This is a genomic window from Halobacillus yeomjeoni (assembly GCF_020171525.1).
Classification (GTDB): domain Bacteria; phylum Bacillota; class Bacilli; order Bacillales; family Halobacillaceae; genus Halobacillus; species Halobacillus yeomjeoni.
Genome location: NZ_JAIVAI010000003.1, coordinates 189,607 through 215,534, shown reverse-complemented (window position 1 = coordinate 215,534; position 25,928 = coordinate 189,607). Strand labels below are relative to the sequence as shown.

The following is a 25,928-nucleotide window of genomic DNA, read 5'->3' as shown; positions in this document are numbered from 1 at the left end:
GCTTTTGTCATTCCCCGGGAAATATTTCGTCGTAAATTAAGGAAATTTGAAAAGGTGTTCCTGAATGTTGAGGAACGCCTTTGTATTACATAGAGGAATCTTGTTCGTCATCTTCTGCAAATGAATTCATATTTCCTTGATTTTCTGGGGATTCTATATCCAGATGGGTCCTTAATTGTTGTTGTGCAGTCAAAAGGCTGTCTTCCTGTACGTTGTAATACCAAACGCCATTTTTCCTCATTCCTTCACCTTTAATCTGCATTTTGTTAAAAGATAACCCTTCTTTGGTAAGGAAGTAATCTTTATAACTGATCATTTCATCGAAGGATAAATTTGTTTTGAGGTTGTTATTGATGGAGTCGATAATCCCGCTGAAATTACCAATCGCATTTTCTGACATTGCCTGGCGGATGATTTCCTGTATCAAGTCCATTTGACGCTGGCCACGGGCCAGGTCACTGTCATACTTTCTCGTCCGTGCAAGCGCTAAGGCTTCTTCACCATTCAAATGCTGGTATCCTTTTTTCAGTTCAATAGCTCCTGATTGGTCTTTACTATTTTGTTCTTTGATATCAAAAGGAACATTATACGTAATCCCACCTATGGAATTGACGACTTCTACAAATGAGTTGAAATTGAGCCTCACATAATAATCGACAGGGACATTAAACATGCGCTCGACCGTTTCCACAGTCGCATCGATACCTCCGAAAGCATGGGCGTGGGTGATTTTATCCTTGTAGCCGACTTCAGGAATGTAGGTGTAGGAGTCACGGGGGATACTGACCATTTTGATGGATTTTTCATCGTCATTGAACGTCGCTAAGACGAGTGCATCAGACCTTGCATGTTCTGAAGTGCGCTGCTCACTGTCATCAATACCTACAAACAGAACGGATGTGTGATCTTTAGCAGGGTTTACGACTTTCACGCGCTTGTCCGATTTTTTACCCCGGTCCAGAGCCTGGTGGGAGTCGGTGGCTGTCTGCTTCACTTTATCCGTAATATACGCAGCATACCCGGCAGCGGCTCCCACTCCCGACAGGAGAATGAAAGCGAGAGCCCAAATGACATACTTCACTTTTTTGCGACTCATGATGTTCGATTACCCCTTTATTCTGGAGTGACATCAAATTCTACATACGATGATTCTCCAATAGTGATTTGAGCTTGGTTGCTTGTTAAATCGACAATCCAGCTTTCAAATTCTGTTTCTTGACCACTTTCTACATATATTATTAGTTCCACATTCTCCAGGTAATTAATCGTATCCAGCGTATATTTCGAATTACGGACTTCATTTTCAAGTTTTCCAAGCAGGTGATAATCGACAGTCACTTTCATTTGTTTCATCAATTGCCTGCGGACGACGCCGGTCGCATCGATCGCTGTCGATGTCGTACCACCATATGCCCGGATTAAACCGCCTGCGCCTAATTTGATTCCGCCGAAGTAACGGGTCACAACGACTGCAGTATCTTTCAATCCCCTCTTTTTCAAGACTTCAAGCATTGGAACTCCTGCTGTGCCGCTCGGCTCCCCGTCATCATTCGCTTTCTGAATCAAATCATGCTCACCGATCATATAGGCAGAGCAGTTGTGGGTCGCATCGCTATGCTTCTTTTTGATTTCCTGAATGAAAGCCTGTGCTTCCTCTTCTGTTTCACATCTTCTCACGTACCCGATGAATCGGGATTTTTGGATAATAACCTCTTCGGATCCTTCAGTTTTGACTGTATGATAAGTTTCTAACATCGTTGTCCAACCTCCTAATTTTTCATTATATAACCCGGGGTTCTATCCGGCAAATGAAGGAATCTTATGTATGAAAATAGAAATACTTACTAGATTTCGTAATCGAACACCCCCATAAAAATACTTAGGTAAAACGAATGAGTGTGTTGTGAATATTGATGGAGGGACTTTGATGAGTGATAAAAAATTTAGGGATTTCGCACTTGATCATATCATAGAAGAAATGATAGATACGGTATCCAATAGTAAAGATGAGATCTTTGAAATTGGAGAGGATTCCCGCCATGAGTTTGAAAAGCTGAATCAGGAATTATTAGAGACAAAAGAAGAAGTATTGTCTTTGATCAATGAAGGCGATCTTCTTGAGAGAAAAGTACGCTTATCACGAGTGCGCTTATCTGAAGTGAGCAAACAATTCCAGAAATATTCCGAAGAAGAAATCCGTAAAGTGTACGAGCAGACCCACAGTCTGCAGATGGATTTATCAATGAACCGAGAGAAAGAAAAACAGCTTCGTGCCCGCCGTGATGATCTGGAGTTCCGATTGAGGAATTTGGATGAAACGATCGATCGTGCGGAGGCATTGGGTGGCAAGATTTCAGTCGTATTGAATTACCTGAAAGAGGATTTCAAACAAGTCTCAAACGTGCTGGAAGATGCAAAAGAAAAACAGAAATTCGGTCTTCAGATCATTGAAGCACAAGAGGAGGAAAGGCGACGCCTTTCCAGAGAAATCCACGACGGCCCGGCTCAGATGCTTGCGAACGTCATGCTACGCTCAGACCTCGTAGACCGTACATATCGCGAGCGCGGTATTGATGAAGCATTAAGTGAAATGAAAAGTGTTCGAAAGATGGTCCGCTCAGCTTTATATGAAGTGCGGCGTATCATTTACGATCTGAGGCCGATGGCTTTAGATGACTTAGGGCTGATCCCTACTTTGAAAAAATACCTGGCCACCATCGAAGACTATAACAACATTGAAATCCAGTACACGTCCCTCGGAGAAGAACGGAGACTAGAACCTAAATATGAAGTCGCTCTTTTCCGTTTGATTCAAGAAGCTGTACAGAACGCAGTCAAACATGCGGAAGCCACATTCATCCATGTGAAGATGGAGATGAGAGGAGAGACCGCAACGATCTTGGTCAAAGATGATGGGAAAGGATTCGATCCGAATAAAACAAAGAAAAACTCATTCGGAATCGTAGGGATGAAAGAAAGGGTAGAAATGCTGGAAGGTGAGCTTTCTATCGAATCAGGTATAGGAGAAGGGACAAAGGTCACGATTCATTTACCAATTAATAGATAAATTTAGGAAGAACTATGTAAATGGACATGAATCGTTTATAATAGGAGTTAGATAGGATTAGGGTTTATAAAAAAGACGTAGAGATAAAAGATAGAAAAAGAGAGAAAACAGATTAGGGTATACCATTGTAAGTAATAGGAGGAAGAGACTATGACGACCAGAATCGTTCTTATTGATGACCACAAATTGTTCAGAGAAGGCGTAAAAAGAATTTTAGACTTTGAATCCAGTTTCGAGGTCGTGGCGGAAGGGGACGACGGTTCATCCGCACTTCCATTGATTGAGCAGTACATGCCGGATGTTGTATTGATGGATATCAATATGCCAAGCATGAATGGAGTCGAAGCTACAGCAGAAATCTCAAAGAAATACCCAGAAATCAAAGTGATCATTCTTTCCATCCATGATGATGAGAACTACGTGACACATGCATTGAAAACAGGGGCAAAAGGCTACCTTCTTAAAGAAATGGATTCTGATGCGTTGATTGATGCAATCAAAGTCGTGAGCGATGGTGGGTCTTACCTGCATCCAAAAGTGACACACAACCTTGTTGCTGAGTATCGTCGTCTATCTGAAAATAAAGGTAACAACGCTTATCGTACCATCGAGTACCGCAAACCACTTCATCTGCTGACTCGTCGTGAGTGCGAAGTTCTTCAGCTTCTAGCAGACGGTAATAGTAACCGGGGTGTTGCAGAGGCGTTATATATCAGTGAAAAAACGGTTAAAAACCACGTAAGTAATATTTTGCAAAAGATGAACGTGAATGACCGTACGCAAGCGGTCGTCACCGCCATCAAAAATGGCTGGGTAGAAGTCATTTAAATGCAGTGATGAATAGGCATCGGATTAGGATGAAGTATTCCTGGTCCGGTGCCATTTTCATTGCGTCAGAATAACCCTGAAAACAATCAAGCTTAACCCTATGATTCCATGGATACAGATAGACAGATTTCCAGTTTGGTGGTGCAATGCATGAGGGGTTCATGTAGAATGATAGTACAAGAGAATGGAAAATACATACTTATACATTCGCGATAAGGAGATGAATATATAATGAAAACAGCGGTACTTACCGATAGTACAGCTTACCTGCCCAGGGATATCCGCAAGGCCAAAAACATACATATGGTGCCGTTAAACGTCATTTTTGGTCATGAATCCTATCAGGAAGAAGTCGACATAAATGCAGATGATTTCTACGATATGGTCAAAGAAGGAGAAAAGCTTCCTAAAACATCACAGCCTGCGATTGGTCTGATGACTAAAAAACTCGAAGAACTCGCTGAAAATTATGATGCGGTTGTAGCGATCCACCTTTCGAGTGGCATCAGCGGAACCTTCCAGGCGATGAATACAGCCTCTGAAATGGTGGAAAACCTGGAGGTGCATGTGTATGATTCGGAAATCAGCTGTCTCATGCAAGGGTTTTATGCATTGGAAGCGGCCGAGTTAGCAGAAAATGGAGCGACGCCGGAACAGATTTTGACTCGTATGGATGAAATGAAACAGACGATGAATGCCTATTTCATGGTCGATGACTTGAGTCACCTGAAAAGAGGTGGCCGGTTGAATGGTGCCCAGGCTTTTGTAGGCAGCCTCCTTCAAGTGAAACCGGTCCTTCACTTCGTAGATACGAAGATCGTCCCATATGAAAAAATCCGTACAAGGAAAAAAGCAATCAGAAAAATCATCTCATTATTCGAGGAATTGGTCAGTGAAGGCGGGCAGTACAAAGCCTGCATCATTCATGCCAACCGCCCAGATGAAGCAGTAGAGATTAAGAAAGAAATTGAAGAAAAACATGATAATGTCGATATCGAGGTCAGTTATTTCGGTCCTGTCATCGGAACCCACCTTGGGGAAGGTGCCATCGGCCTCGGCTGGTACCGAAAATCCTGATAATAAGTAAGCACCTGTTTGTGAGACTCGGACAGGTGCTTATTTTTAACAGGAAGGTGATGACATGCTGAAAGACTTTTACAATTATTTTGTCCCCCGTTTCGATTGGATCCCCTCATCCAAACCCTCCCATTCTCATTCTCATCCGGAACTTGCCGGAAAACTCCTTCAGAGAAATGAACTCCATGTGCCGGAAGAACAACTGAAATACCTTATTCCACAGTCTGTCTTAACCGAAGTTGATGCGATTGAGCGCTTTGTCTGGGGCTATCAATGCCGACGCTGCGGGAATCGCAAGCATGATCTGTTTGCAAAAATGCCTCATGCAAATTGCGGGAAGGAGTGTGTGTATTGCCGTCACTGCATCCAGCTCGGTCGTGTGATGGATTGTGAACCCTTATATTATGGCAGCTCTTCCTTTCAATGGCTGGAATACAGCCGTCCGTGTCAATGGGAAGGAGAGCTTTCTCACCATCAGGAAAAAGCTGCAGCTGAAATAACGAAAACCGTCCATCACGGAAAAGGTGAACTGCTTGTATGGGCCGTCTGCGGTGCGGGAAAAACAGAGATGCTCTACCCTGGACTGACACTTGCTTTGGAAAAGGGGAAGCGGGTATGCCTTGCGACGCCAAGAGTTGATGTTGTAAGGGAGTTGTATCCACGATTCCAAAAAGCTTTTCCGGATGTAAAGATCCAAGCGCTCTATGGAGATAGTGATGAGAAAAGAGGAGATGCACCTTTCCTCGTTGCTACTACTCATCAGCTCTACCGTTATGCCCATGCTTTTGATGTAATCATTATTGATGAAGTGGATGCTTTTCCTTATCATAATGATCCAACTCTCCATTTTGCGAGTAAAAGGGCTGCAAAACCAGATGCATCGATCATTTATTTGACCGCGACACCAAGAAAAAAATTCAAGAGAAGAATCAAATCTGGAAATCTTCCTTCTGTCTTCATTCCACGACGCTTTCACGGTCATCCCCTACCAGTTCCGACACTGAAAATGATGTACAATCTTCCAAGCTACTCAAAAAGAAAACTTCTCCCACCTGCCATCCTGAACACGATCCGACGTCAGCAAAGTACGAATCGTCAATTGTTGTTGTTTTTTCCTTCCATTAAAAAAGCGGAGGAAACCGCTCGAACCTTATATACCAGAGGGTATCAAGTGAAGTCCGTCCACTCAGAAGATCCTGACCGGGAAAGAAAGATTCTACAGTTTCGCAATAAAGATTACCGCATCCTGGTGACTACCACGATTTTAGAGCGGGGAGTGACTTTTTCTTCGGTTGATGTTTTCGTGATCGATGCCGGCCATGAAGTATTTGATGAAGCGGCCCTTGTACAGATTGCCGGACGAGCGGGGAGGAGTCCTGAAGACCCTGATGGAGAAGTCATCTTTTTCCACAGCGGAAAAACGAATGCTCTTCTGGATGCCGTCGATCACATTCGTGATATGAACCGATTGGCGGATCGGTCATGAGGTGTTACGTTTGTCATCAAGAAATCATGCTGGTAGTGACGTGGGATACGTTCTGGAGACCGCCGAAGAAAGAAAAGATATGTAACGATTGCTTAGATGAAATGAAAGTGCTTGGTGAAGCGGGATGCCCCGTCTGCTCACGTGAAGACAGCACAGGGGTTTGTTTCGATTGTAAACGCTGGACAAAATCTCATCCTGATCTATTGAAAAGAAATACATCGGTCTACCACTATAATGGTTTTGCCAAAGATTTAGTGGCGAGATGGAAGTATAGAGGAGATTATGTGTTGATCCAATCAGTGGAAGAACAAATCGTTAAGGCTTTTGACGAGGCTGGTTATCGTAATTGGCCTCTTATCCCCATCCCTTTAAGCGATGAACGAGAAAAGGAACGAGGGTTTAATCAATCGGAAGCAATCATCGAGTTGTTGAACAAGAGCCCTGTCCAAGCTTTAGTAAGAAGTCATTCAGAGAAACAATCCAAAAAAGGAAGGCTTGAACGGATTCATTCCCAAAACCCGTTTACGCTTGTTGAACCTATATGTAAACCTGTCGTCCTTGTTGATGATATATATACTACGGGAACTACAGTCAGGCATGCGGCTTCATTATTGACAGAACAAGGGTGTCCCGAAGTCTATTCTTTCACGGTTTTCAGATAATTCTGCTTTCCTCCTTCGGATTCCGATGTTTAATCCGATATAATAGTTAAAAGAGATACTCAGGAGGCGACGCCGATGGGAGAAGTAGCGAATTGCCCGCACTGCAATGCCATTTTTTTTCGAGGTCCTGCGACGATGTGCAAAGACTGTATGAAAAAAGAAGAAGAACAGTTTCAGGCGGTTTATGCTTTTATGAGGATTCGAAAGAACCGTACAGCTCAAATCTCTCAAATCGTTGAGGGGACAGGGGTTCCGGAAAAACAGATTCGTAAATTTGTAAAACAGAAACGTCTGCATCCGGCGCAATTTCCAAGTTTATCTTATGAATGTGAAAAGTGTGGAGGACCTATTCAAGACGGTCGTATCTGCTTAGATTGTATTAAGGAAATTGAAAGTGGACTTAAGCAGGTGGAAAGAGATAAAGAACTATCCGAAATGAAAAAACAAGCTGCAAAGATGACCTATTACTCTGTAAAAGATGATTGAAAAATACCTTAAACAATAGATCTTGTTGGACGATATAAGAATAAAGAAGGAGTCGTAAGAAAGGTGAAAGAGGTGAACTTATGAAGATCAATGGTCCGAACCATACAAACTTCAACCCATATAAAAAACAAATTCAAAAACAATCCGGGATGAAAGAAATCCAATCACAAAAAGATAAAATAGAGATATCCCATCAAGCCAAGCGCATGCAAAGTTCTGAAAAAGCGGACCCTGCGAGACAAAAGCTTGTCAATGATATCAAAATGGAAGTGGATGCAGGAAACTATCAAAAGGATGCAAAGTCCACCGCTGAAAAAATGCTCGATTTTTGGACCAATAAGTCATAGAGGAGAATTTGTGTGACCATCAATACTGTCGTTCAGCATATGAACCACTTAAAAAAACTTCATGACAGTCTGCTCGTTTTATCAAAAAAGAAAACGGACGCATTGAAACAAAACGATGTGAACGGAATTCAACAACTGCTCATTCAAGAAAGAAAGCATGTCCAAGCGATCAGCCAAGTGGAAAAGAAACGGGAGATGGCCGTGAGTGACTGGTATCGTGAGCGGGGAGAAATTCCTTTATCTGCCACGGTATCTGAAATGATCGAACAATTGGATGGCGGAGAAAAAGCAAAACTGAATGAAGCTTATGAGCGGTTGATTTTCGTATTGTCCGAATTGAAAAAGCAGGAGCAGCTGAATTCTGAGTTGACTCACCAATCTCTGCAATTCATCAATTTATCCCTGGATTTACTCCAACCCTCCCTCAATACAGTGAATTATTTTAACCAAACCGGAACAGCTTCAGATGTGCAGCCTAAACGATCCGTCTTTGATTCAAAAGCATAGAAAAGAGGAGAATTCACTATGGTATCAACTTTTCATGGACTTGAGGTGGCCAAGCGGGGGTTATTCACCCAGCAGTCAGCTCTGTATACAACAGGTCATAACATCTCAAATGCGAATACAGAGGGATACACGAGGCAGAGGGTGAATTTCGAGCAGACTTCCCCTTACCCGGCAGCAGCGAGAAATCGTCCTGAAATGCCGGGGCAGATCGGTCAGGGTGTTCAAGCAGGAACCATCGAACGGGTCCGTGAAGAGTTCATCGATGTGCAGTTCAGGAATGAGAACCATAAAGTCGGTTTTTATGAGTCTATTTCAGGTGCACTGGAAAAGATGGAAGAGGTCATGAATGAACCCTCTGAACAAGGTTTATCCAAAACGATGGATCGCTTTTGGCAGTCGCTTCAGGATTTAGCTGTGAACCCTGAAAATTCAGGGGCACGTTCAGTTGTCCGCCAGCGAGGCATTGCGTTAGCAGAAACATTCAATTACCTGGATGGATCACTGAAGGCGATCCAAAAAGATATGAAAAACGAAATCAACGTCGTTTCAATGCAGATCAATTCGTTATCCAAGCAGATTAACAGTGTGAACCACCAAATCGGGGAAATTGAACCTCATGGGTATGTACCGAACGATTTGTATGACCAAAGGGACAGGCTTTTAGACGAAATGTCCAAATTGGTCAATATCGATGTCAGCTATTCTCCTTCCAGCACGAAAGGGTCTGCGGATCCTCTTGCTCTTGGAAAAGCAACCGTCCGGCTTGCGAATGAAGATGGCACTCCTGTGCAGCCGAATATCGTTTTAGTCGATGGAAAAACAGAACAGGTGAATGACGTGAGCGTTTCCTTCAATGAAACGAGGGGTCAAACGCTCGTCAATCAAATTACTGTCGGCGATCAAAAATATTCAATGAATGAATTCAAGGCCAATGGGAAGTTGACAGGGCTTATGACGGCTGTGGGGTATATGGGAAATACACCAGATGTAGAGGCATATACGATTTCCGAGTCTTATTCCATGGATGGATCAACGGATGCTTCTCTTCCCAGCAAACTGCACGGGGAGACGTTGACGATTTCAGGGACAAGGGCGATTGCTGAAGATCCGGGTTATCAAACCAGCCAGCAGTTTTCCGTCACGATTGAACCGGATGAAACATTAAAGAGTTTAGCTGATAAAATCAACAACTCAGGCCAGGGTGTCACAGCAACGGTCGAGGAGCATGACGGCTCTCAACAGCTGGTTTTAAAATCTCAGTACGTCGGTAAAGAAGCAGCCTTGAATGTTCAGCCTTCTGATGCTGCTTCTGCACTTGGTGTGCAGGGTGATTATCAGGGTTCGAACAACTTGAACGGTGTCTTTTCGAATATGTTGGCCAACCTCGATCGGATGGCATCTGCGTTTATGACCGAGTTCAACCGTGTCCATCAAGGTGGGGAATCGCTGGAAAGCATGAATAATGGTGACACTCCCCCGCCATTCTTTTCATTCGGTAAATCTCTGCCTCCTTCGGTGAAGGACGGAGTTTATCGTGGCTTATCCGGATCGATCCAAATTTCTGATTCGATTCGCAGGGACTTGGATGATATCGCTGCTGCCAAGACCAATAAAAATGGACAGGCATTTGCCGGTAATGGAGATAATGCTCAGGCGCTCGCAGATGTCAGGACAGAAGCGTTGGATCTTTTAGGGCAGGAAACGAGTGTCGCTTCTTTTTACGAAGGGATGATCGGCAGTATGGCGGTGGAAGCTCAGGAAGCCAATCGTCAGCATGAGAATTCTGAAACGTTAAGACAATCGGTGGAACAACAAAGACAATCCGTCAGTTCTGTATCGCTTGATGAAGAAATGACGAATATGGTCAAATTCCAGCATGCATACAATGCGGCAGCCAGAAATATCACCGTCGTCGATGAAATGATGGATCGAATCATCAACCAAATGGGCCGAGTGGGGAGGTAAGTGATTGACGATGCGTATTACACAAAGTATGCTTTCAAACAATATGCTTCGTAACTTGAGTAAAAGTTATGAGAATATGGATAAATACCAGCAGCAGCTATCGACAGGTAAGAAAATCCATCGTCCTTCCGATGATCCTGTCATAGCGATGAAATCGGTCAACTACCGGACGCAGAAAACGGAAATTGAACAATACAAGCGGAACATGACCGAAGTGAACATTTGGATGGATAACTCTGACTCTTCTCTTGATAAAGCGACGAAGACGATGCAAAGGATTCGTGAGTTGAACGTCCAAGCGAGTAACGGCACTTATGATTCCGGTCAAAGAAAGAATATAGCGAAAGAAGTCCAGCAGCTGGTCGAACATATGGAGAACATCGGTAACTCCAAAATCAATGGAAAATACTTATTCAATGGGGCAAACACGAAAACAGCTCCAGTATCGGTCAAAGAAAACACTTTTCCCGATAACAGTGATCCAGTGAAGATGGAGGTTTCCCAGGGAGTTTTTCTGAAAGCCAATGTCGATGGCACGCAGGTTTTCAATGAAGAACTGTTTAAGGACCTGAATGAATTCGCCTCTACTTTAGAGAGCGGTTCTGAAAAAGATCTCGATCAGTTTATTTCCAAGTTAGATGGTCACATTGATAATATCGTTAATGAACGGGCAGATCTCGGGGCGCGGATGAACCGGGCGGAACTCGTAGAAGATCGTTTAGAAACCCAGGAAATCATTGCGAACCGCGTTCTTTCAGATAATGAGGATGCAGAGCTTGAAAAAGTGATTACAGATTTGAAGACACAGGAAAGTGTCCACCGTGCAGCCATGGGTGTTGGAGCACGGATCATTCAACCGACATTGATGGATTTTTTAAGATAAGCTATCTGAATTTCAGGTAGCTTTCTTTTTTAAGGGGAGGGATCGTTATGGATATGCCAAAGCTGCAACTGCAAACTCAGCAAGCAAAACTTACACTCAATACGAACCCTGCCCGTCATGAATATCATCAACAAAAAGCTGAACAAAGTATTCAGCAGCCAAAAGCAGATCTTAAGATTGAGCAAAAACCGGGGAAATTGACGATCGATCAATCGAATGCCTGGCGTAACCTTCATTTCAAATCGGTTTTTGAAAGGACGCGGGAAGTGGCGGATGATGCCAACCAGAAATGGCTGGAGGGCATCGGACGTATGGCAGAAGAAGGCGATGATTTGATGCGTGTGGAGAATGGTGGAAATCCCGTTGCTGAACATGCGAAAAACAATTCAGTGATGAATTTTACGTATCTTCCAGGGAACACTCCGACGTACGATTTAGTCAAGGCGAGGTATGAAGCGAACCCTGCAGTGATCGAAGTTCAGAGGAATGATCCAATTATTGAAGCCACTCCCAGATACCCACAATTCGAATATCAACGAGGCTCGGTGGATGTCTCACTAGCTCAACATGCAGATGTTAAGATTGACTGGAAAATTTAATTTCGTATAAAGGAAGGGACCTATGAAAATCGAAACGAAATATTTTGGTGCGATTGAAATAAACGAAGAGCAAGTCATTCAATTCAAACAGGGGTTGCCGGGGTTCAAGGATTACAAGGAATTTGTGCTCCTTCCACTTGAGGAAGCTCCTATTTATAAAGTTTTACAATCGACGAAAGAAGAGGGACTTGCTTTTATCCTCGTCAATCCATATGTATTCTTCCACGATTACGCTTTTGATATTGACGAACAGTCTAAAAAAGAACTGGACTTGAAACTGGCGGAAGACGTGGAATTATATTCTGTAATGACGTTGAAAGACCCTTTTAATCAATCCACAATTAACTTGCAAGCTCCAATCATCATCAACCAACAAAACAGAGATGCGAAGCAGCTAATCTTGAATCAATCTGATTATCATACGAAGCACTCCATCACATCTAAAGAAGAAGCAGGTGAATCCCATGCTCATTCTAAATAGAAAAAAAGATGAATCAATCAGAATCGGTGATGATATTGAAATTAAAGTGATCTCTGTTGAAGGCAATCAGGTAAGGATCGGAATCGATGCCCCTTCTGATATGGAAATTCATCGTCAGGAAATCTACTTTGCGATTCAGGAGGAGAACAAAGAAGCTGCTTCACTTAATAATGATTTAATGAATTTATTAAAAAATAATAGTCCAAAAGATTAAATGAAACCAGAAGTCGTCCGATATAAGAAATGTAAAGCCAAGCATTTCAAAAGTCGGCCGACTTTTTACTTGGTCAAACTTTTTACAATCCCACAAGGACGTGGGGTTCAAAAATCAAGGAGGATGATTTAATCATGCGTATTAACCACAATATCGCAGCGTTGAACACGTATCGTCAATTGGGTCAAGCGAACAAAGGTATGGAAAGCTCCATGGAGAAACTTTCCTCCGGCCTTCGTATCAACCGTGCAGGAGATGACGCAGCTGGTCTTGCAATCTCTGAGAAAATGAGAGGTCAGATTCGTGGTCTTGAACAAGCGGGTCGTAACGCTCAGGATGGAATTTCAATGATTCAAACTGCTGAAGGTGCTTTGAATGAAACTCATTCTATCCTTCAGCGTATGAGAGAGCTATCTGTACAATCTGCGAACGAAACAAACACTTCAGATGATCGAGCTGAAATTCAAAAAGAAGTTAATCAACTGATTGACGAAATAGATCGTATTGCAAATACGACTGAATTTAACACGAAGAACCTTTTAAATGGTGAAGCTTCTGGTGTACAAGTCAAAACTGGTGATAATAATGTTATTTCAACTAGGTTAACAGGTGCAAACACATATGAAGGAACATTAAGTGTGAACGTAGACACTGCAGCTGTAGCACAAGTGCAAACATCTGTAGGTGGTACAAATGCTAATGCAGTAGCTGTTGATTTTACAGGTGTGAATGGAACTGATACATTAGCAGGTACTTTTGACGCTGGAGGAAATACAGCATTTGGTGGAGATGAATCACTTACCATCTCTCAAAATGGAAAGAGTATTAGTGTGGATGTAGCCGGTACGGATACATTCAACCAAGTTGTTCAAAGGCTGAATCAATCTTTTGAAGATCAAGGAATGTCAGTAACGGCTTCGTTTAGTGCAACTAATGCAGATAATGGGTTAGTTCTAACTTCAACTAAAGCTGGTTCAGACTATGATATTACTGCTACAGAAAATAACTTTGATAATGGCGCGACGTTTGGCTTTGGAACTGGAGGTACAGGTGCAGGCACAGCTTCAGTAGATGCTGTGGTTACTCTACAAGATTCTGTTTCAAATACAGACAGTGCAAACATTACTGTTTCAGGTGACACGGTTAGTTTAACAACTGCTGATGCAAACCTAGGTTTAAACAACCTTGAGATTCAACTAGAGCAAGGCGCTCTTACAGCAACAGGAGATGGTAAAGCGACTGTTGAAGTTGGTCAAGGTGGAGTCATGATGCAAATTGGTGCAAACCAAAGTCAAAGCATGGCAGTCAATATCAATTCAATGAATGCGAATAAGATTGGTTTAAATAGTGATGTTTCCTCTACATTCTCAAGTATCTCAGCTTTAAAAGGATCAGGGGTATCTACTACTACAAATGCCGAAAAGGCGATTACCTTAATTGATGACGCAATACAAGAAGTGTCTTCCGAACGTTCTAAACTAGGTGCTTACCAAAACCGTTTGGATCACACAATCAATAATTTAGGTACATCTGCTGAGAACTTAACAGCTTCTGAATCTCGTATCCGTGACGTTGATATGGCGAAGGAAATGATGAACCAGACGAAAGAAAGTATTCTTGCTCAAGCTTCCCAAGCTATGCTTGCTAAAGCCAACCAAAACCCACAAGGAGTTCTACAACTTCTTCGATAATTATTTTAGAGACCTATCATTTGATAGGTCTTTTTTATTTAATCTATTTACTTTTCAACCGATAATGTATATAAGGTGATATACTCAAGGAAGAGTAGAATTATATGTTTCAAGGATGAGTGAAAGGTGAACGTTAGTAATTCCAACGTTTTTTTCCTCATCCTTTTTTAATTTTAAAAAAAGATGAGTCAAATAGTTAACAAATGATAGAAACAACCGATATAATGAATGAGAAAGAAAAATTTTACAATAATGTATTTTATTACATTAAAACAGTCTAGCTCATGGATGAGTTAGAAAAATACGAAACACTCAAGGATGAGTAATAGACCTGTAGTCTCGAAATGAGCTGATAGGTTTATTTACTCATCCTTTTCATTACTAAGCTTTAAAACATCAGGGAGGTAGTGTTTTATGTTAGTTATTGGAAGAAAACCTGGAGAATATGTGATGCTTGATGATAACATCATGGTGAAGGTGGTTAAAAGTGAAGATGGACACCTTCGACTTGCCATTGATGCCCCAAAAGAAGTTTCCATTACACGTGGTGAATTATATGAAAAGAAAAATAAATAATATTCGATGAAACTCATGGACGAGTTTGGAATAGAGAAGGCATGGATGCGTATCCACTTCTCTTCACCAAACTCGTCTTTTTTTTATGATTTGCTTCTGAGTTGTTATCCAGGGCCCGGTTAGCGACTCGGATCAAATAGATAGGTGGAAAAGGATGTCCACCTGAAAACATTCCAGGGAGGAAATAATAATGAGAATTAATCACAACATTGCAGCGTTGAATACGTATCGTCAATTGGGACAGGCAAACAATGCAATGGGAAATTCAATGGAAAAGCTATCTTCTGGTCTAAGAATTAATAAGGCTGGAGATGACGCTGCTGGTCTAGCAATATCAGAAAAAATGCGTGGGCAAATTCGTGGGTTAGACCAAGCACAACGAAACTCTCAAGATTCAATTTCTTTGATTCAAACTGCTGAAGGTGCACTTAATGAAACACACAGTATTTTGCAACGTATGCGGGAATTAGCTGTTCAGTCATCCAATGACACTGCTACTGCAACTGATAGAAATGAAATTCAAAAAGAAGTTGATCAGTTAGCTCAAGAGATTACAAGAATTTCTAATACTACTGAATTTAACACAAAGAATTTATTAGCAGGTGGACATAATTCTAAATTCCATATAGGAGCTAATGCTGATCAAAATATTCAAATGCAAATTGGGTCAATGGATGCTTATTCTCTTGGTGTAGCTGGGCAAACTGTGAATGCAGATAGTTTTAGTGGAGGAACCTCTGGTATTTCGGGGATAACAGAACTTGGTAGAGGCTTTGCAACAGGCACTGGATATAATATTGACGTTTCCAAAACTGATGCAGCCTATAGTACTGCTCTCCAAGATCAGTCTGTAACAGGAACGAAGAATGTTGCTAGTTCAGATGTAGCAATAAATCCTGCTACAAACTATACTGGAACCACAGATAAAACTTTCCAAGTGAAAGTAACTGCTGAATCAGGGAATAATGTTTCAACTATTGAATATTCTACTGATGGAGGTTCAAACTGGAACTCTGTTTCTGGTGTAAAAGGCGCGACGGATACTAGCTTTAACCTAGGAGATGGATTATCTCTTACAATTAATGATGGAACAGCAGCAGGCGACTATGTTGTGAATGATACGTATACTTTTGCTGTAACAGCTGCATATGCTGACTTACAATTGCAGGATTCAGGTAGTACAGATATTGGTTCAGCGACTCGAGTATATAATGGAGATACAAGTGCTCAGGTAGGTAATCTGGCAACTGGAGAAACTCTTAAGTCTAACTTCGCTTTTGGAAGTTTGACAGATGCACAATCAGCTACATTTAATTTAACAGCTAATACTTCTTCAGCAGCTACTACAGATGCTAACGGTAATGTATCAGTTAACGCAGTAGCCCAAGCGGGGATAGCAGTTAATACTCAATCTTCTGCTAATTCAGCTATAACCTCTATAAATAATGCTATTGAGAATGTTTCAGCAGAACGCTCTAAGTTAGGGGCTTACCAAAATCGACTTGATCATACAATCAATAACCTAGGTACTTCTTCTGAAAACCTTACTGCTGCTGAATCTCGTATCCGTGACGTCGACATGGCTAAAGAAATGATGAACCAAACGAAGCAATCTATACTAGCCCAAGCATCACAAGCCATGCTTGCCAAAGCCAACCAAAACCCACAAGGAGTTCTACAACTTCTTCGATAATCTTATTAGTTCTAAAAGAACCCCAAAACCGGGGTTCTTTTTTTATGAAAACATTTATTTACCTTTTAAATTTAAGACATTTGACCGATATAAAATACAAAGAGAATAAAAGGATAGGGAGTTGTTGAAGGTGGATATTAGAAATACTACAGCCCAATCACAACTTTTGCAGAGAAACATCACCCCTGTTGGTGAAAAAACTTCTGTGCAGGAGAAAAAGCCAGTCAAAACAGAGGGTAGAGAACACGAGAATAACAGATTAACCGAGTTTGATAAAAAAGTAGATAAAGAGAAATTAAAACAAGTGACAGACAGCATGAACGAATTTTTAAAGCCTTCCGCGACAGCACTTCGTTTCCAGTTCCACGATAAGTTGGAAGAATATTATGTTTCGATTGTGGATGAAGAATCCGGCGAGGTCGTGAGGGAAATCCCTCCTAAAAAAATGCTGGATCTCTACGCTTCGATTGCGGAGTCGCTTGGTTTTATTGTCGATCACAAAATATAAGAAGGTGATAGTGTGAGTGATATGCGAATCGGGGGACTTGCCTCCGGGATGGACACCGATAAGATCATCAGCGATCTCATGAAAGCTGAGCGTATGCCTTTGAACAAGATGGAGCAGGACAAGACCTGGCTTACTTGGAAGCGCGATGCGTATCGTGATGTGAATAAGCAGCTGCAGGAACTTGATACTTTAGCTTTTGATATGAAGCTTCAATCGACTTATAACTCTAAGAACGTCACTTCGTCCAGTTCAGCAGTATCCGCTACAGCATCTGCTTCAGCTGGAAATGGCGATTATACGTTAAGCGTCGATCGTTTGGCTACGTCAGCTTATAACTATAGTGAAACGAAAATGACCAAAAACGGAGAGGCATTCGACCCGGATGCCAAGCTGAGCACCCAGGGAAACAATTTGAAAAACGGGGTCACTCTAGGTGAGTCTTTTAATCTAACAACTTATAATGCAGATGGTACGAAGAATGAAGCCACCTTTGAAGTGACCGGGGATAAATCGTTGAATCAAATTTTGAAGGAAATCAGCAATTCTGACCTTGGAGTCCGTGCCTTTTATGACAAGAGTGCTGATAAAGTCATGATTGAGCGGACGAAGACAGGAGACTTCAACCAAAGTGGTGAGTTTTCCGGAGCTGAAATCGGTTTTGATAACACCAATAAGTTTTTCACTGAAACCCTTGATATGACACCTGCTGAATTCGGAGGAGAAGACGCCCAGTTCACATACAATAACGGACTGGTCATTAATTCTCATTCCAATAATTACACATTGAATGGTGTGAACTTTAAATTCAATGAAGTCACGACAGGAAATGTGAAAGTCAATGTGTCAAATGATGTAGACAAAGCGGTTGAAAACATCGTCGAGTTCGTCGATAAATACAATAAGATCATCGAAGATCTGAATGGAAAAGTCGAAGAGAAAAAGTACCGTGATTTTCTGCCACTGACCGAGAAGCAGAAAGAAGACATGGAAGAGAAAGAGATCGAACTTTGGGAAGAGAAAGCAAAGAGTGGTCTGCTTCGTAATGATTCTGTCATCGAGAGTGGTTTGAACAGCATGCGTTCCAACTGGTACACGCCGATCACCAATGACGGTGAGTACAGCATGATGTCGGAAATCGGCATTACGACTTCTTCCAACTACCGTGATAATGGAAAGCTCTTGATCAATGAGGATGAATTGCGTAAAGCACTCAATGATGACCCCGAGTCCGTGCAGAAGCTTTTTGCAGGCACAGAAGCCAATCCAGGTGTCGCCAGAAAAATTGAAGAATCCATTGAGAATACAATTGGATCGATTGAGCGAAAAGCAGGTAAATCCACATCGCTTGATAATAATTTCCTACTCGGTCGTCAAATCAAAGACCTTGATAAAGAAATGGACGATTTCCAAAACCGGCTCAACGATATCGAAGACCGTTATTGGCGCGAATTCGGTGCGATGGAAAAAATGATCCAGAAAATGAACCAGCAATCTGCATATATAATGCAAAACTTTTCATAAAGGAAGTGTAGAATAGATGTCTATTCAAGCCTATCAAAATAACTCAGTTGAAACGGCCTCCCCGGGTGAATTGACGTTGATGCTTTATAATGGCTGCATCAAGTTCATCAAATTGGCCCGCACGTCTATGGAGAACAATGAGATTGAAAAGAAAAATACAAACATTCAAAAGGCGCAGAACATCATTCAGGAACTGATGGTGACGATGAATCAGGAGTATGCGATCAGCAAGCAGATCATGCCATTGTATGATTATATGTATCACCGCCTGATTGAGGCGAATACGAAAAACGATGTGGCTATCTTGGATGAGGTGCAGGGCTTGACCGAAGAGTTCCGTGATACGTGGAAGCAGGTCATCTTGAAAACGCGCCAGCAACAGCATGGCAAAGGTGCTATGGCGAAGTGAGTCTCTGGAAGGAATTTTTAACCCTTACAGAAAAGCTGGATGAAACCGTTCATCAGACAGTGACGGAAAAAAACCGGTCCACGATTCTTGATGACGTAGATTTACTATTGGACCAGCGATCTGATTTGATTCAAAGACTTCCTCAACCGGCTGACTCGGAGATGGTTTTGCTGGATGAAGTGAAGAAAAGAGACTTGAAAATCAACCAGAGGTTGGAGTTTCTTCTCAGTGGATTGAAGCAGGACATGCGAAATATGAAAAAGCAGAAAACGAGCAAACAACGATATACCAATCCCTATCAAAGCGTGTCTAGTTTCGACGGCATGTACCTCGACCAAAAAAAGTAGCAGGTGATTTTTTTGTCACAACTAACCATGAATCAAACCCATATGCTGAATGAATACAATCAACTCTTGGATACACTTAGTGAGGCCTTTGAATATTTGGAGACTCATATTGAAGAAGAAGCACCCCCGCAGGCACAGCAGGTGTTTGAAGATCTTCTGATGGCTTTTGGGCAGGTGACGGACAGTCATGGACAAATGCTTATCCTCTTCCGTGAAGAAAAAACCGTCCATCCATTAATAGACGATTTTCATGACATCGTAAATTTATTGCAGTCATGGTTTGTTAAAGAAACCAACCTGCAGAAAAAGCGGCTGCTGGTAGAAAATGTCGTACCGGTTTTTGAGAGCTGGAGAACACGGATGCAGGCTTTCTTAAACCCATATATCGTTCATTAGATAAACGTCCCCGAAAATGGGGGCGTTTTTTGATGGGCAAATCCTTTCATGATTAAGAACCCCTTCACATAAAAATAGTTGAGACCAATTGTGGGGGTGTATGAATGACAACGAATGTGGCTTTCAATAAAGATTTAGCGCTTAATTTATTGAAAATCGCTCGCCTTGCGAGTACTCAATATGAAAAACACAATAAGTTTCCCATTCCGAAAGGATACCGACTTATCAAAAGCTTTAAAGCGAGCGCACTTGGGAAAGAAGAGTGGTTCGGTTTCATCATTGCGTCCAAGCATTCCATCATCATTTCTTTCCGTGGAACAAAATCTCCTTTAGACTGGCTGGTCGATTCAGAAGTGGGCCAGGTTTCATTTCATGGTGGGAAAGTTCACCGCGGCTTTTTATCGGTTTATAAAAGTTGTAAAAAGCAGATATTTCATGCGTACAGCCAGCTCATACAAAACACAGAAGACAAGACGCTATATATTACCGGCCACAGCTTAGGGGCAGGTTTAGCTACGTTACATGCACTGGATGCAGAGCTGAGTGATATCGGATTTAAAAAAATCGTCATGTACAACTATGCGAGTCCGAGAGTCGGCGATCGACACTTTGCGTCCATCTATAATGACCATGTACTCTATAGTGTGCGTTTTGTAAATACGAATGACCTCGTTCCGAAACTTCCGGGTGAAGTGGTCAAACGAGAAGGTCAGACGTGGTATTATACGCACGTCCATTCTGAAGTCGATTTCACATTGAAGTATCTGCCACATTCAGTGAAGTTCAATCATTCATTCGGGGCTTATAGAAAGGGAATTAAACGCCTTTAAAATGAAAGAGAGACGTTTCGACCTCTAATTCTTTGTGTCTATCTTTTCTCTTATAAACACTTTGTTTCCGTCAAATCCTTCCTTCCAAAACTGGCGCCAACCCCCGTAAATACAGCAATTCCATCAATTACCTGCTAAAAATCGACAAAATATTTAGAAAGTTTATGCAGGAAAGGCGCTGGGTATGATAGAATATATATCACATAAGGATGAAAGGAGGACACTTCTTATGCTACAATACACCATTCGCGGTGAGAACTTAGAAGTGACGGATTCAATCAAGGAATATGTGGAGAAAAAGGTGGGCAAGCTAGAGCGCTACTTTGATACTCCTCCGTCCTCTGAGGTACACGTTAATTTAAGTGTTCATAATGATGAGCAGACTATCGAGGTCACGATCCCGATGAAGAATCTTCTTCTACGGGCAGAAGAACATCATGCAGACTTATATGCTGCCATCGACCTTGTGGTTGATAAATTGGAACGACAGATTCGTAAGCATAAAACAAAAGTGAATCGCAGGTTCCGTCAAGAGGGTGCTCCGAAATACGTCTTTGCAGAGCTTGAGCGTGAAGCTCAGCAAGAGCGAAGCGAAGATGACAGTGATTTTGACATTGAAATTGTAAAAACGAAACGATTCGATTTGAAACCGATGGACAGTGAAGAAGCTGCCCTGCAAATGGATATGCTTGGTCACAATTTCTTCGTATTTACAAACGCAAATACGGATGAAACCAACATTGTTTACAAACGACGAGACGGCCGCTATGGCTTGATTGAAACTTAATAAACTATGAAAGTCGAAACACCTCTGCTCAGCAGAGGTGTTTTTCTGTTTTTTGTATCCCTACTTACTTGAAAATTGAAGTTTGCCTTTACATACTTTCGATATTTAGATAGATAAACACCTTAAAAGCCATGTTTTATATATTTCACTACAATTCCAACACATGGTATAAAATAGTTAGAAAATTCAATCAGGAGGAAGTGCTATGAAAAAGACATCACATTACCAACAATATGAGTACCTTTACGATCGTTTGAAGAAGCAGGAACAAGCAATCGCCCAGCTGGTCGAAATCATAGGATCTCTAAATCGAACCGTTGGCGAACTGAAAGAGCACCATAAAAATATGGAACAACCGGTTTCCTCATCTCTAAACCTCTGATAACCTCCCCATTAGTAAATACTTCTGAAAAAATCAATAAAAGGATTGCGTATTCCTAAGCTTTTGAGGTAAGGAAAGTCATTGAAAGTTAAAGAAGGAAGCACTTTCGATGAGAAGGATGCGGTGGAAATGTGGAGACTCCTGCGGGAATAGCGGAAGTGGTGAGACCCCGCAGTGAAACGAGGAGGCTCACCGCCGCCCGCGGAAAGCGTAACATTTCCACCGCATCCTTTCACTGCCTCTGGAACATAGAAACAATCATGAACAAACCCTCTAAAAAGACAGCGCCCTACATGTATTCCGCTCAGTAGTTTTATTGTAAGTCCGCTTCCCTTAGTGTTATGATAAGAGATGGATTATACTATTCAACCGAAGTGTGAAAACAATAGAGGAGCGGTTGCAATGCTTGGTACTTTAAAGAAAATTTTTGGAGACGGAAATACGCGTCAGCTGAAGCGTCTGGAGAAGATTGCTGATGACATCGAGGCGGTGGAATCAGACTATGAAAAACTATCTGATGACGAGCTCCGTCAAAAAACTGAAGAATTCAAACAACGCTATGAAAAAGGCGAATCACTAGATGATATGTTAGTGGAAGCTTTCGCGGTCGTCCGTGAAGGTTCAAAACGTGTATTGAACATGCGTCCATTCAAGGTACAGCTGCTGGGAGCCATTGCCCTTCACGAAGGAAACATCGCTGAGATGAAAACTGGTGAGGGTAAAACCCTTGCTTCAACAATGCCAGCTTACTTGAATGCCATCACTGGCAAAGGGGTTCACATCATCACGGTCAACGATTACTTGGCAAGCCGTGACGCTACAGAGATGGGTGAACTATATAAATTCCTGGGCCTTACCGTAGGTCTGAACTCCAATGGCATGTCCAAGGAAGAAAAACGAGAAGCTTATCTTGCGGATATCACTTATGGTACGAACAATGAGTTCGGGTTCGATTACCTTCGTGACAACATGGTGTTGTACAAAGAGCAGATGGTACAGCGGCCATTGCACTACGCCATCATTGACGAGGTCGACTCGATTCTGATTGATGAAGCACGTACACCATTGATCATTTCAGGTACTGCTTCCAAATCAGCGGATCTCTATCAATCTGCCAACTCCTTCGTACGTCTTCTTGCTCACGAAGAGGATTATACGTATGATGAGAAAACGAAAAACGTACAGTTGACAGAGGAAGGTATCAATAAAGCGGAACGTTTCTTCAAGATTGAAAACTTGTTCGATCTTTCTAACGTCTCCTTGATTCACCATATCAATCAGGCTTTGAAAGCCCATACGTCCATGCAGAGGGATACGGATTATGTGGTAGAAGAGGGAGAAGTCGTCATCGTCGACCAATTTACCGGTCGTTTGATGAAAGGACGCCGTTATAGTGATGGACTACACCAGGCCATTGAAGCGAAGGAAGGTCTGGAAATCCAGAACGAAAGTATGACCCTTGCGTCAATCACATTCCAAAACCTATTCCGTATGTATGACAAGCTGTCAGGGATGACAGGTACAGCGAAGACAGAGGAAGAGGAATTCCTTAATATTTATAACATGCGTGTTATCGTCATTCCGACAAACCGTGAAATTGTCCGTGACGATAAGGCTGATCTTGTCTATAAGACGATGGACGGCAAATTCAAAGCGGTGGTTGAAGACATCAAGGAACGTCATGAAAAAGGACAGCCGGTTCTTGTCGGTACAGTAGCCGTTGAAACGTCCGAAATCATTTCTCGTTACTTGAACAAAGCGGGAGTTCCTCACAATGTCCTGAACGCCAAAAACCACTTCCGTGAAGCTGAAATCATTGAAAACGCCGGGCAGAAAGGTGCAGTGACCATCGCCACCAACATGGCTGGTCGTGGTACCGACATCAAACTTGGTGATGGTGTGAGAGAACTTGGCGGTCTTGCGGTCATCGGTACCGAACGTCACGAATCACGCCGTATCGATAACCAGCTGCGTGGTCGTTCCGGACGTCAAGGTGACCCTGGTATGTCACAGTTCTACTTGGCGACTGATGACGAATTGATGCGTCGATTTGCATCCGATAACATCCGCAGTATGATGGATCGATTAGGTATGGACGATTCCCAGCCGATTGAAAGTAAAATGATCTCACGAGCTGTCGAATCAGCTCAGAAACGCGTAGAAGGGAACAACTTTGATGCGCGTAAGACGATTCTCTCTTATGATGATGTCCTGCGTCAGCAGCGTGAAGTCATCTACAACCAGCGTTATGATGTACTCACATCAGAGAACCTTCGTGATATCATCGAACAGATGATTGAGCGTACGGTCAAACAGACGGTGCAAGTGCACACGAGTGAAGAAGAGGAAGAGAACTGGGATCTGGAAGCTCTCGTTGAGTATCTACGTGCCAACTTGCTTCATGAAGGTGACGTAACCGTTTCTGATCTGAAAGGAAAAGTTCCTGAAGAAATGGAAGAACTCATCATGGAGAAAGTGAAGATGCGTTACGATGAAAAAGAAGAAGAGCTTACTTCTGAGCAGATGCGTGAGTTTGAAAAAGTCATCCTGCTTCGTACGGTCGACCAGAAGTGGATGGATCACATCGATCAGATGGATCAACTACGCCAAGGGATCCATTTGCGTGCCTATGGTCAAAACGATCCGCTTCGTGAATACAACTTCGAAGGTTTCCGTATGTTCGAACAAATGGTTGCAAACATCGATGAAGAAGTTTCCCGCTATGTGATGAAAGCTCAAATTCGCAACAACCTTCAGCGTCAGGAAGTAGCAGAAGGAGCGAAAGCCGTTTCTGGAAGCGGTGAAGAAAGCAAAGAAAGTAAAAAACGCCAGCCTTACGTAAGAAAGGACAATGTCGGTCGTAATGATCCGTGTCCTTGCGGAAGCGGCAAGAAATATAAGAACTGTCATGGGAAATAAAGGTGTAGGGCACTCTCTTCAAGAGAGTGTCTTCCCTTGTCTTTGTACATTATTATAGGAGTGATAGATATGGATATGGCAGATATTCGCCACCAGTTAGACAATTCAGCTAAGCGATTAGCGGACTTCAGGGGGTCTCTTTGACATCGATCAAAGAAAGACCCGCATTGCTGAATTAGAAGAAGAAATGACGATGCCTGGCTTTTGGGACGACCAAACGACAGCGCAGAAAGTCATCGATGAAGTAAACGGCCTCAAGTTCCTTGTGCATACCTTGGAAGAGCATGAAGAGACACATGAAAACTTGGAAGTCTCTTATGAACTGGTCAAAGAGGAAGAAGATGAGGACCTGCTTGAAGATTTAGTTGAACAGATTCAAGAACTGGTCAAAGGCTTGAATCAGTTTGAACTGGATATATTACTCAGTGAACCTTACGACAAGAACAATGCTATTCTGGAACTCCACCCGGGTGCTGGTGGAACCGAATCTCAGGATTGGGCGAGCATGCTTCTCCGTATGTATACCCGCTGGGCGGAACGAAAAGGTTTTTCTGTCCAGACGATGGATTATCTTCCTGGAGAAGAAGCTGGAGTGAAAAGTGTTACGTTATTGATTAAAGGTCACAATGCCTACGGTTATCTGAAAGCAGAAAAAGGTGTCCACCGTCTCGTGCGTATTTCTCCATTCGATTCTTCCGGCCGGCGTCACACTTCGTTCGTATCCTGTGATGTCATGCCTGAATTCAACGATGAAGTGGAAATCGAAGTCCGTACAGAAGACTTGAAAATCGATACGTATCGTTCCAGTGGTGCTGGTGGTCAGCACGTCAACACGACGGACTCTGCTGTCAGGATTACACACACACCGACGAATACGGTAGTTACATGTCAGTCGGAGCGTTCTCAGATTAAAAACCGTGAACAGGCAATGAAAATGCTGAAAGCGAAGCTTTATCAATTAGAGATTGAAAAGCAGCAGCAAGAGCTTGATGAAATCCGCGGAGAAAAGAATGAAATCGGCTGGGGAAGCCAAATCCGCTCTTACGTGTTCCACCCGTATTCCATGGTCAAGGATCACCGTACGAATACAGAAGTAGGTAATACGCAAGGCGTCATGGATGGTGACCTGGATAAATTCATCAATGCTTATCTTCGTTCTACGATGGATAATAAGTAAGACAAAAGACTCTCATTCAATTGAGAGTCTTTTATTTATAGGATTTGATAAAGCGTTTCGAGGCTTTTGGTGAGTGGGTGGGGCTGTAGA

General features: G+C 42.5%; 28 protein-coding genes. 26 read left to right on the top strand and 2 right to left on the bottom strand.

The genetic code is table 11. The features are described 5' to 3' along the window. Positions 1-85: 85 nt before the first annotated feature. Entirely contained in the window at positions 86-1,096 is a 1,011-nt protein-coding gene (locus LCL89_RS11595) for an LCP family protein (protein ID WP_224810225.1), read from the bottom strand. A gap of 17 nt (positions 1,097-1,113) precedes the next feature. Continuing rightward, a complete protein-coding gene (locus LCL89_RS11590; protein ID WP_224810224.1) occupies positions 1,114-1,755 on the bottom strand; it encodes a YigZ family protein in 642 nt (213 codons plus the stop codon). Positions 1,756-1,927: 172 nt separating this feature from the next. On the opposite strand from LCL89_RS11590, the gene LCL89_RS11585 reads away from it, so the two are divergent. From LCL89_RS11585 to prfB, 26 genes are all read left to right on the top strand, one after another. Then, entirely contained in the window at positions 1,928-3,067 is a 1,140-nt protein-coding gene (locus LCL89_RS11585; protein WP_224810223.1) for a sensor histidine kinase, read from the top strand. Between the two features lie 150 nt (positions 3,068-3,217). Next, positions 3,218-3,895 carry a response regulator gene (locus LCL89_RS11580; protein ID WP_197317477.1) on the top strand — a complete coding sequence of 226 codons (678 nt, stop codon included), beginning with the start codon at positions 3,218-3,220 and terminating at the stop codon, positions 3,893-3,895. Between the two features lie 231 nt (positions 3,896-4,126). Then, positions 4,127-4,972 carry a DegV family protein gene (locus LCL89_RS11575; protein ID WP_224810222.1) on the top strand — a complete coding sequence of 282 codons (846 nt, stop codon included), beginning with the start codon at positions 4,127-4,129 and terminating at the stop codon, positions 4,970-4,972. A gap of 64 nt (positions 4,973-5,036) precedes the next feature. After that, positions 5,037-6,458 carry a DEAD/DEAH box helicase gene (locus tag LCL89_RS11570; protein WP_224810221.1) on the top strand — a complete coding sequence of 474 codons (1,422 nt, stop codon included), beginning with the start codon at positions 5,037-5,039 and terminating at the stop codon, positions 6,456-6,458. After that, positions 6,455-7,120 carry a ComF family protein gene (locus tag LCL89_RS11565; protein WP_224810220.1) on the top strand — a complete coding sequence of 222 codons (666 nt, stop codon included), beginning with the start codon at positions 6,455-6,457 and terminating at the stop codon, positions 7,118-7,120. Before LCL89_RS11570 ends, LCL89_RS11565 begins: the two co-directional genes overlap by 4 nt. A 75-nt stretch (positions 7,121-7,195) precedes the next feature. After that, complete coding sequence (locus LCL89_RS11560; protein WP_224810219.1) at positions 7,196-7,606, top strand: TIGR03826 family flagellar region protein; 411 nt, start codon at positions 7,196-7,198, stop codon at positions 7,604-7,606. A gap of 80 nt (positions 7,607-7,686) precedes the next feature. Further along, positions 7,687-7,953 (top strand): flagellar biosynthesis anti-sigma factor FlgM, encoded by a 267-nt coding sequence (flgM, locus tag LCL89_RS11555; protein ID WP_224810218.1) that lies wholly within the window; start codon positions 7,687-7,689, stop codon positions 7,951-7,953. Between the two features lie 12 nt (positions 7,954-7,965). Beyond that, positions 7,966-8,460 carry a flagellar protein FlgN gene (locus LCL89_RS11550; protein ID WP_224810217.1) on the top strand — a complete coding sequence of 165 codons (495 nt, stop codon included), beginning with the start codon at positions 7,966-7,968 and terminating at the stop codon, positions 8,458-8,460. An 18-nt stretch (positions 8,461-8,478) separates the two neighbouring features. Next, positions 8,479-10,425 (top strand): flagellar hook-associated protein FlgK, encoded by a 1,947-nt coding sequence (gene flgK / locus LCL89_RS11545; RefSeq protein WP_224810216.1) that lies wholly within the window; start codon positions 8,479-8,481, stop codon positions 10,423-10,425. 10 nt (positions 10,426-10,435) lie between these two features. Next, positions 10,436-11,308, top strand: coding sequence for a flagellar hook-associated protein FlgL (gene flgL, locus LCL89_RS11540; RefSeq protein WP_224810281.1), 873 nt, complete (start codon positions 10,436-10,438; stop codon positions 11,306-11,308). A 47-nt stretch (positions 11,309-11,355) separates the two neighbouring features. Beyond that, complete coding sequence (locus LCL89_RS11535; protein WP_224810215.1) at positions 11,356-11,907, top strand: DUF6470 family protein; 552 nt, start codon at positions 11,356-11,358, stop codon at positions 11,905-11,907. A 22-nt stretch (positions 11,908-11,929) separates the two neighbouring features. Next, positions 11,930-12,388 (top strand): flagellar assembly protein FliW, encoded by a 459-nt coding sequence (gene fliW / locus LCL89_RS11530; RefSeq protein ID WP_224810214.1) that lies wholly within the window; start codon positions 11,930-11,932, stop codon positions 12,386-12,388. Next, positions 12,372-12,602 carry a carbon storage regulator CsrA gene (gene csrA / locus LCL89_RS11525; protein WP_224810213.1) on the top strand — a complete coding sequence of 77 codons (231 nt, stop codon included), beginning with the start codon at positions 12,372-12,374 and terminating at the stop codon, positions 12,600-12,602. Before fliW ends, csrA begins: the two co-directional genes overlap by 17 nt. A 134-nt stretch (positions 12,603-12,736) precedes the next feature. After that, on the top strand, positions 12,737-14,293 hold the full coding sequence (locus LCL89_RS11520) for a flagellin N-terminal helical domain-containing protein (protein ID WP_224810212.1): 1,557 nt from the start codon (positions 12,737-12,739) through the stop codon (positions 14,291-14,293). A 414-nt stretch (positions 14,294-14,707) separates the two neighbouring features. Then, on the top strand, positions 14,708-14,869 hold the full coding sequence (locus LCL89_RS11515) for a carbon storage regulator (protein ID WP_224810211.1): 162 nt from the start codon (positions 14,708-14,710) through the stop codon (positions 14,867-14,869). Between the two features lie 190 nt (positions 14,870-15,059). Beyond that, positions 15,060-16,562, top strand: a complete 1,503-nt coding sequence (locus LCL89_RS11510; RefSeq protein ID WP_224810210.1) for a flagellin N-terminal helical domain-containing protein — start codon at positions 15,060-15,062, stop codon at positions 16,560-16,562. Positions 16,563-16,692: 130 nt separating this feature from the next. Then, complete coding sequence (flaG, locus tag LCL89_RS11505; RefSeq protein WP_224810209.1) at positions 16,693-17,070, top strand: flagellar protein FlaG; 378 nt, start codon at positions 16,693-16,695, stop codon at positions 17,068-17,070. Positions 17,071-17,091: 21 nt separating this feature from the next. After that, positions 17,092-18,591 (top strand): flagellar hook-associated protein 2, encoded by a 1,500-nt coding sequence (locus tag LCL89_RS11500; protein ID WP_224810280.1) that lies wholly within the window; start codon positions 17,092-17,094, stop codon positions 18,589-18,591. Positions 18,592-18,607: 16 nt separating this feature from the next. Then, positions 18,608-19,000, top strand: coding sequence for a flagellar export chaperone FliS (fliS, locus tag LCL89_RS11495; protein ID WP_224810208.1), 393 nt, complete (start codon positions 18,608-18,610; stop codon positions 18,998-19,000). Next, positions 18,997-19,347, top strand: coding sequence for a flagellar protein FliT (locus LCL89_RS11490; RefSeq protein ID WP_224810207.1), 351 nt, complete (start codon positions 18,997-18,999; stop codon positions 19,345-19,347). Before fliS ends, LCL89_RS11490 begins: the two co-directional genes overlap by 4 nt. Positions 19,348-19,359: 12 nt before the next feature. Next, complete coding sequence (locus tag LCL89_RS11485; protein ID WP_224810206.1) at positions 19,360-19,743, top strand: hypothetical protein; 384 nt, start codon at positions 19,360-19,362, stop codon at positions 19,741-19,743. 104 nt (positions 19,744-19,847) lie between these two features. After that, on the top strand, positions 19,848-20,573 hold the full coding sequence (locus LCL89_RS11480; RefSeq protein ID WP_224810205.1) for a lipase family protein: 726 nt from the start codon (positions 19,848-19,850) through the stop codon (positions 20,571-20,573). 229 nt (positions 20,574-20,802) lie between these two features. Then, on the top strand, positions 20,803-21,360 hold the full coding sequence (hpf, locus tag LCL89_RS11475) for a ribosome hibernation-promoting factor, HPF/YfiA family (protein ID WP_197317496.1): 558 nt from the start codon (positions 20,803-20,805) through the stop codon (positions 21,358-21,360). A gap of 205 nt (positions 21,361-21,565) precedes the next feature. Beyond that, positions 21,566-21,742 carry a hypothetical protein gene (locus LCL89_RS11470; protein WP_224810204.1) on the top strand — a complete coding sequence of 59 codons (177 nt, stop codon included), beginning with the start codon at positions 21,566-21,568 and terminating at the stop codon, positions 21,740-21,742. Positions 21,743-22,144: 402 nt separating this feature from the next. Further along, a complete protein-coding gene (gene secA / locus LCL89_RS11465) occupies positions 22,145-24,661 on the top strand; it encodes a preprotein translocase subunit SecA (protein ID WP_224810203.1) in 2,517 nt (838 codons plus the stop codon). Positions 24,662-24,730: 69 nt separating this feature from the next. Next, a protein-coding gene (prfB, locus tag LCL89_RS11460) for a peptide chain release factor 2 (protein ID WP_197317499.1) occupies positions 24,731-25,838 on the top strand; the annotation gives its coding sequence in 2 pieces (ribosomal slippage) (positions 24,731-24,802 and positions 24,804-25,838; 1,107 coding nt in all). Positions 25,839-25,928 lie beyond the last annotated feature (90 nt).

What these genes read in the sequence shown, in the direction of transcription:
- LCL89_RS11595 (WP_224810225.1), bottom strand. Translation starts at nt 1,096, where the DNA reads ATGAGTCGCAAAAAAGTGAAGTATGTCATTTGGGCTCTCGCTTTCATT.
- LCL89_RS11590 (WP_224810224.1), bottom strand. Translation starts at nt 1,755, where the DNA reads ATGTTAGAAACTTATCATACAGTCAAAACTGAAGGATCCGAAGAGGTT.
- LCL89_RS11585 (WP_224810223.1), top strand. Translation starts at nt 1,928, where the DNA reads ATGAGTGATAAAAAATTTAGGGATTTCGCACTTGATCATATCATAGAA.
- LCL89_RS11580 (WP_197317477.1), top strand. Translation starts at nt 3,218, where the DNA reads ATGACGACCAGAATCGTTCTTATTGATGACCACAAATTGTTCAGAGAA.
- LCL89_RS11575 (WP_224810222.1), top strand. Translation starts at nt 4,127, where the DNA reads ATGAAAACAGCGGTACTTACCGATAGTACAGCTTACCTGCCCAGGGAT.
- LCL89_RS11570 (WP_224810221.1), top strand. Translation starts at nt 5,037, where the DNA reads ATGCTGAAAGACTTTTACAATTATTTTGTCCCCCGTTTCGATTGGATC.
- LCL89_RS11565 (WP_224810220.1), top strand. Translation starts at nt 6,455, where the DNA reads ATGAGGTGTTACGTTTGTCATCAAGAAATCATGCTGGTAGTGACGTGG.
- LCL89_RS11560 (WP_224810219.1), top strand. Translation starts at nt 7,196, where the DNA reads ATGGGAGAAGTAGCGAATTGCCCGCACTGCAATGCCATTTTTTTTCGA.
- flgM (WP_224810218.1), top strand. Translation starts at nt 7,687, where the DNA reads ATGAAGATCAATGGTCCGAACCATACAAACTTCAACCCATATAAAAAA.
- flgK (WP_224810216.1), top strand. Translation starts at nt 8,479, where the DNA reads ATGGTATCAACTTTTCATGGACTTGAGGTGGCCAAGCGGGGGTTATTC.
- flgL (WP_224810281.1), top strand. Translation starts at nt 10,436, where the DNA reads ATGCGTATTACACAAAGTATGCTTTCAAACAATATGCTTCGTAACTTG.
- LCL89_RS11535 (WP_224810215.1), top strand. Translation starts at nt 11,356, where the DNA reads ATGGATATGCCAAAGCTGCAACTGCAAACTCAGCAAGCAAAACTTACA.
- fliW (WP_224810214.1), top strand. Translation starts at nt 11,930, where the DNA reads ATGAAAATCGAAACGAAATATTTTGGTGCGATTGAAATAAACGAAGAG.
- csrA (WP_224810213.1), top strand. Translation starts at nt 12,372, where the DNA reads ATGCTCATTCTAAATAGAAAAAAAGATGAATCAATCAGAATCGGTGAT.
- LCL89_RS11520 (WP_224810212.1), top strand. Translation starts at nt 12,737, where the DNA reads ATGCGTATTAACCACAATATCGCAGCGTTGAACACGTATCGTCAATTG.
- LCL89_RS11515 (WP_224810211.1), top strand. Translation starts at nt 14,708, where the DNA reads ATGTTAGTTATTGGAAGAAAACCTGGAGAATATGTGATGCTTGATGAT.
- LCL89_RS11510 (WP_224810210.1), top strand. Translation starts at nt 15,060, where the DNA reads ATGAGAATTAATCACAACATTGCAGCGTTGAATACGTATCGTCAATTG.
- LCL89_RS11500 (WP_224810280.1), top strand. Translation starts at nt 17,092, where the DNA reads ATGCGAATCGGGGGACTTGCCTCCGGGATGGACACCGATAAGATCATC.
- fliS (WP_224810208.1), top strand. Translation starts at nt 18,608, where the DNA reads ATGTCTATTCAAGCCTATCAAAATAACTCAGTTGAAACGGCCTCCCCG.
- LCL89_RS11480 (WP_224810205.1), top strand. Translation starts at nt 19,848, where the DNA reads ATGACAACGAATGTGGCTTTCAATAAAGATTTAGCGCTTAATTTATTG.
- hpf (WP_197317496.1), top strand. Translation starts at nt 20,803, where the DNA reads ATGCTACAATACACCATTCGCGGTGAGAACTTAGAAGTGACGGATTCA.
- LCL89_RS11470 (WP_224810204.1), top strand. Translation starts at nt 21,566, where the DNA reads ATGAAAAAGACATCACATTACCAACAATATGAGTACCTTTACGATCGT.
- secA (WP_224810203.1), top strand. Translation starts at nt 22,145, where the DNA reads ATGCTTGGTACTTTAAAGAAAATTTTTGGAGACGGAAATACGCGTCAG.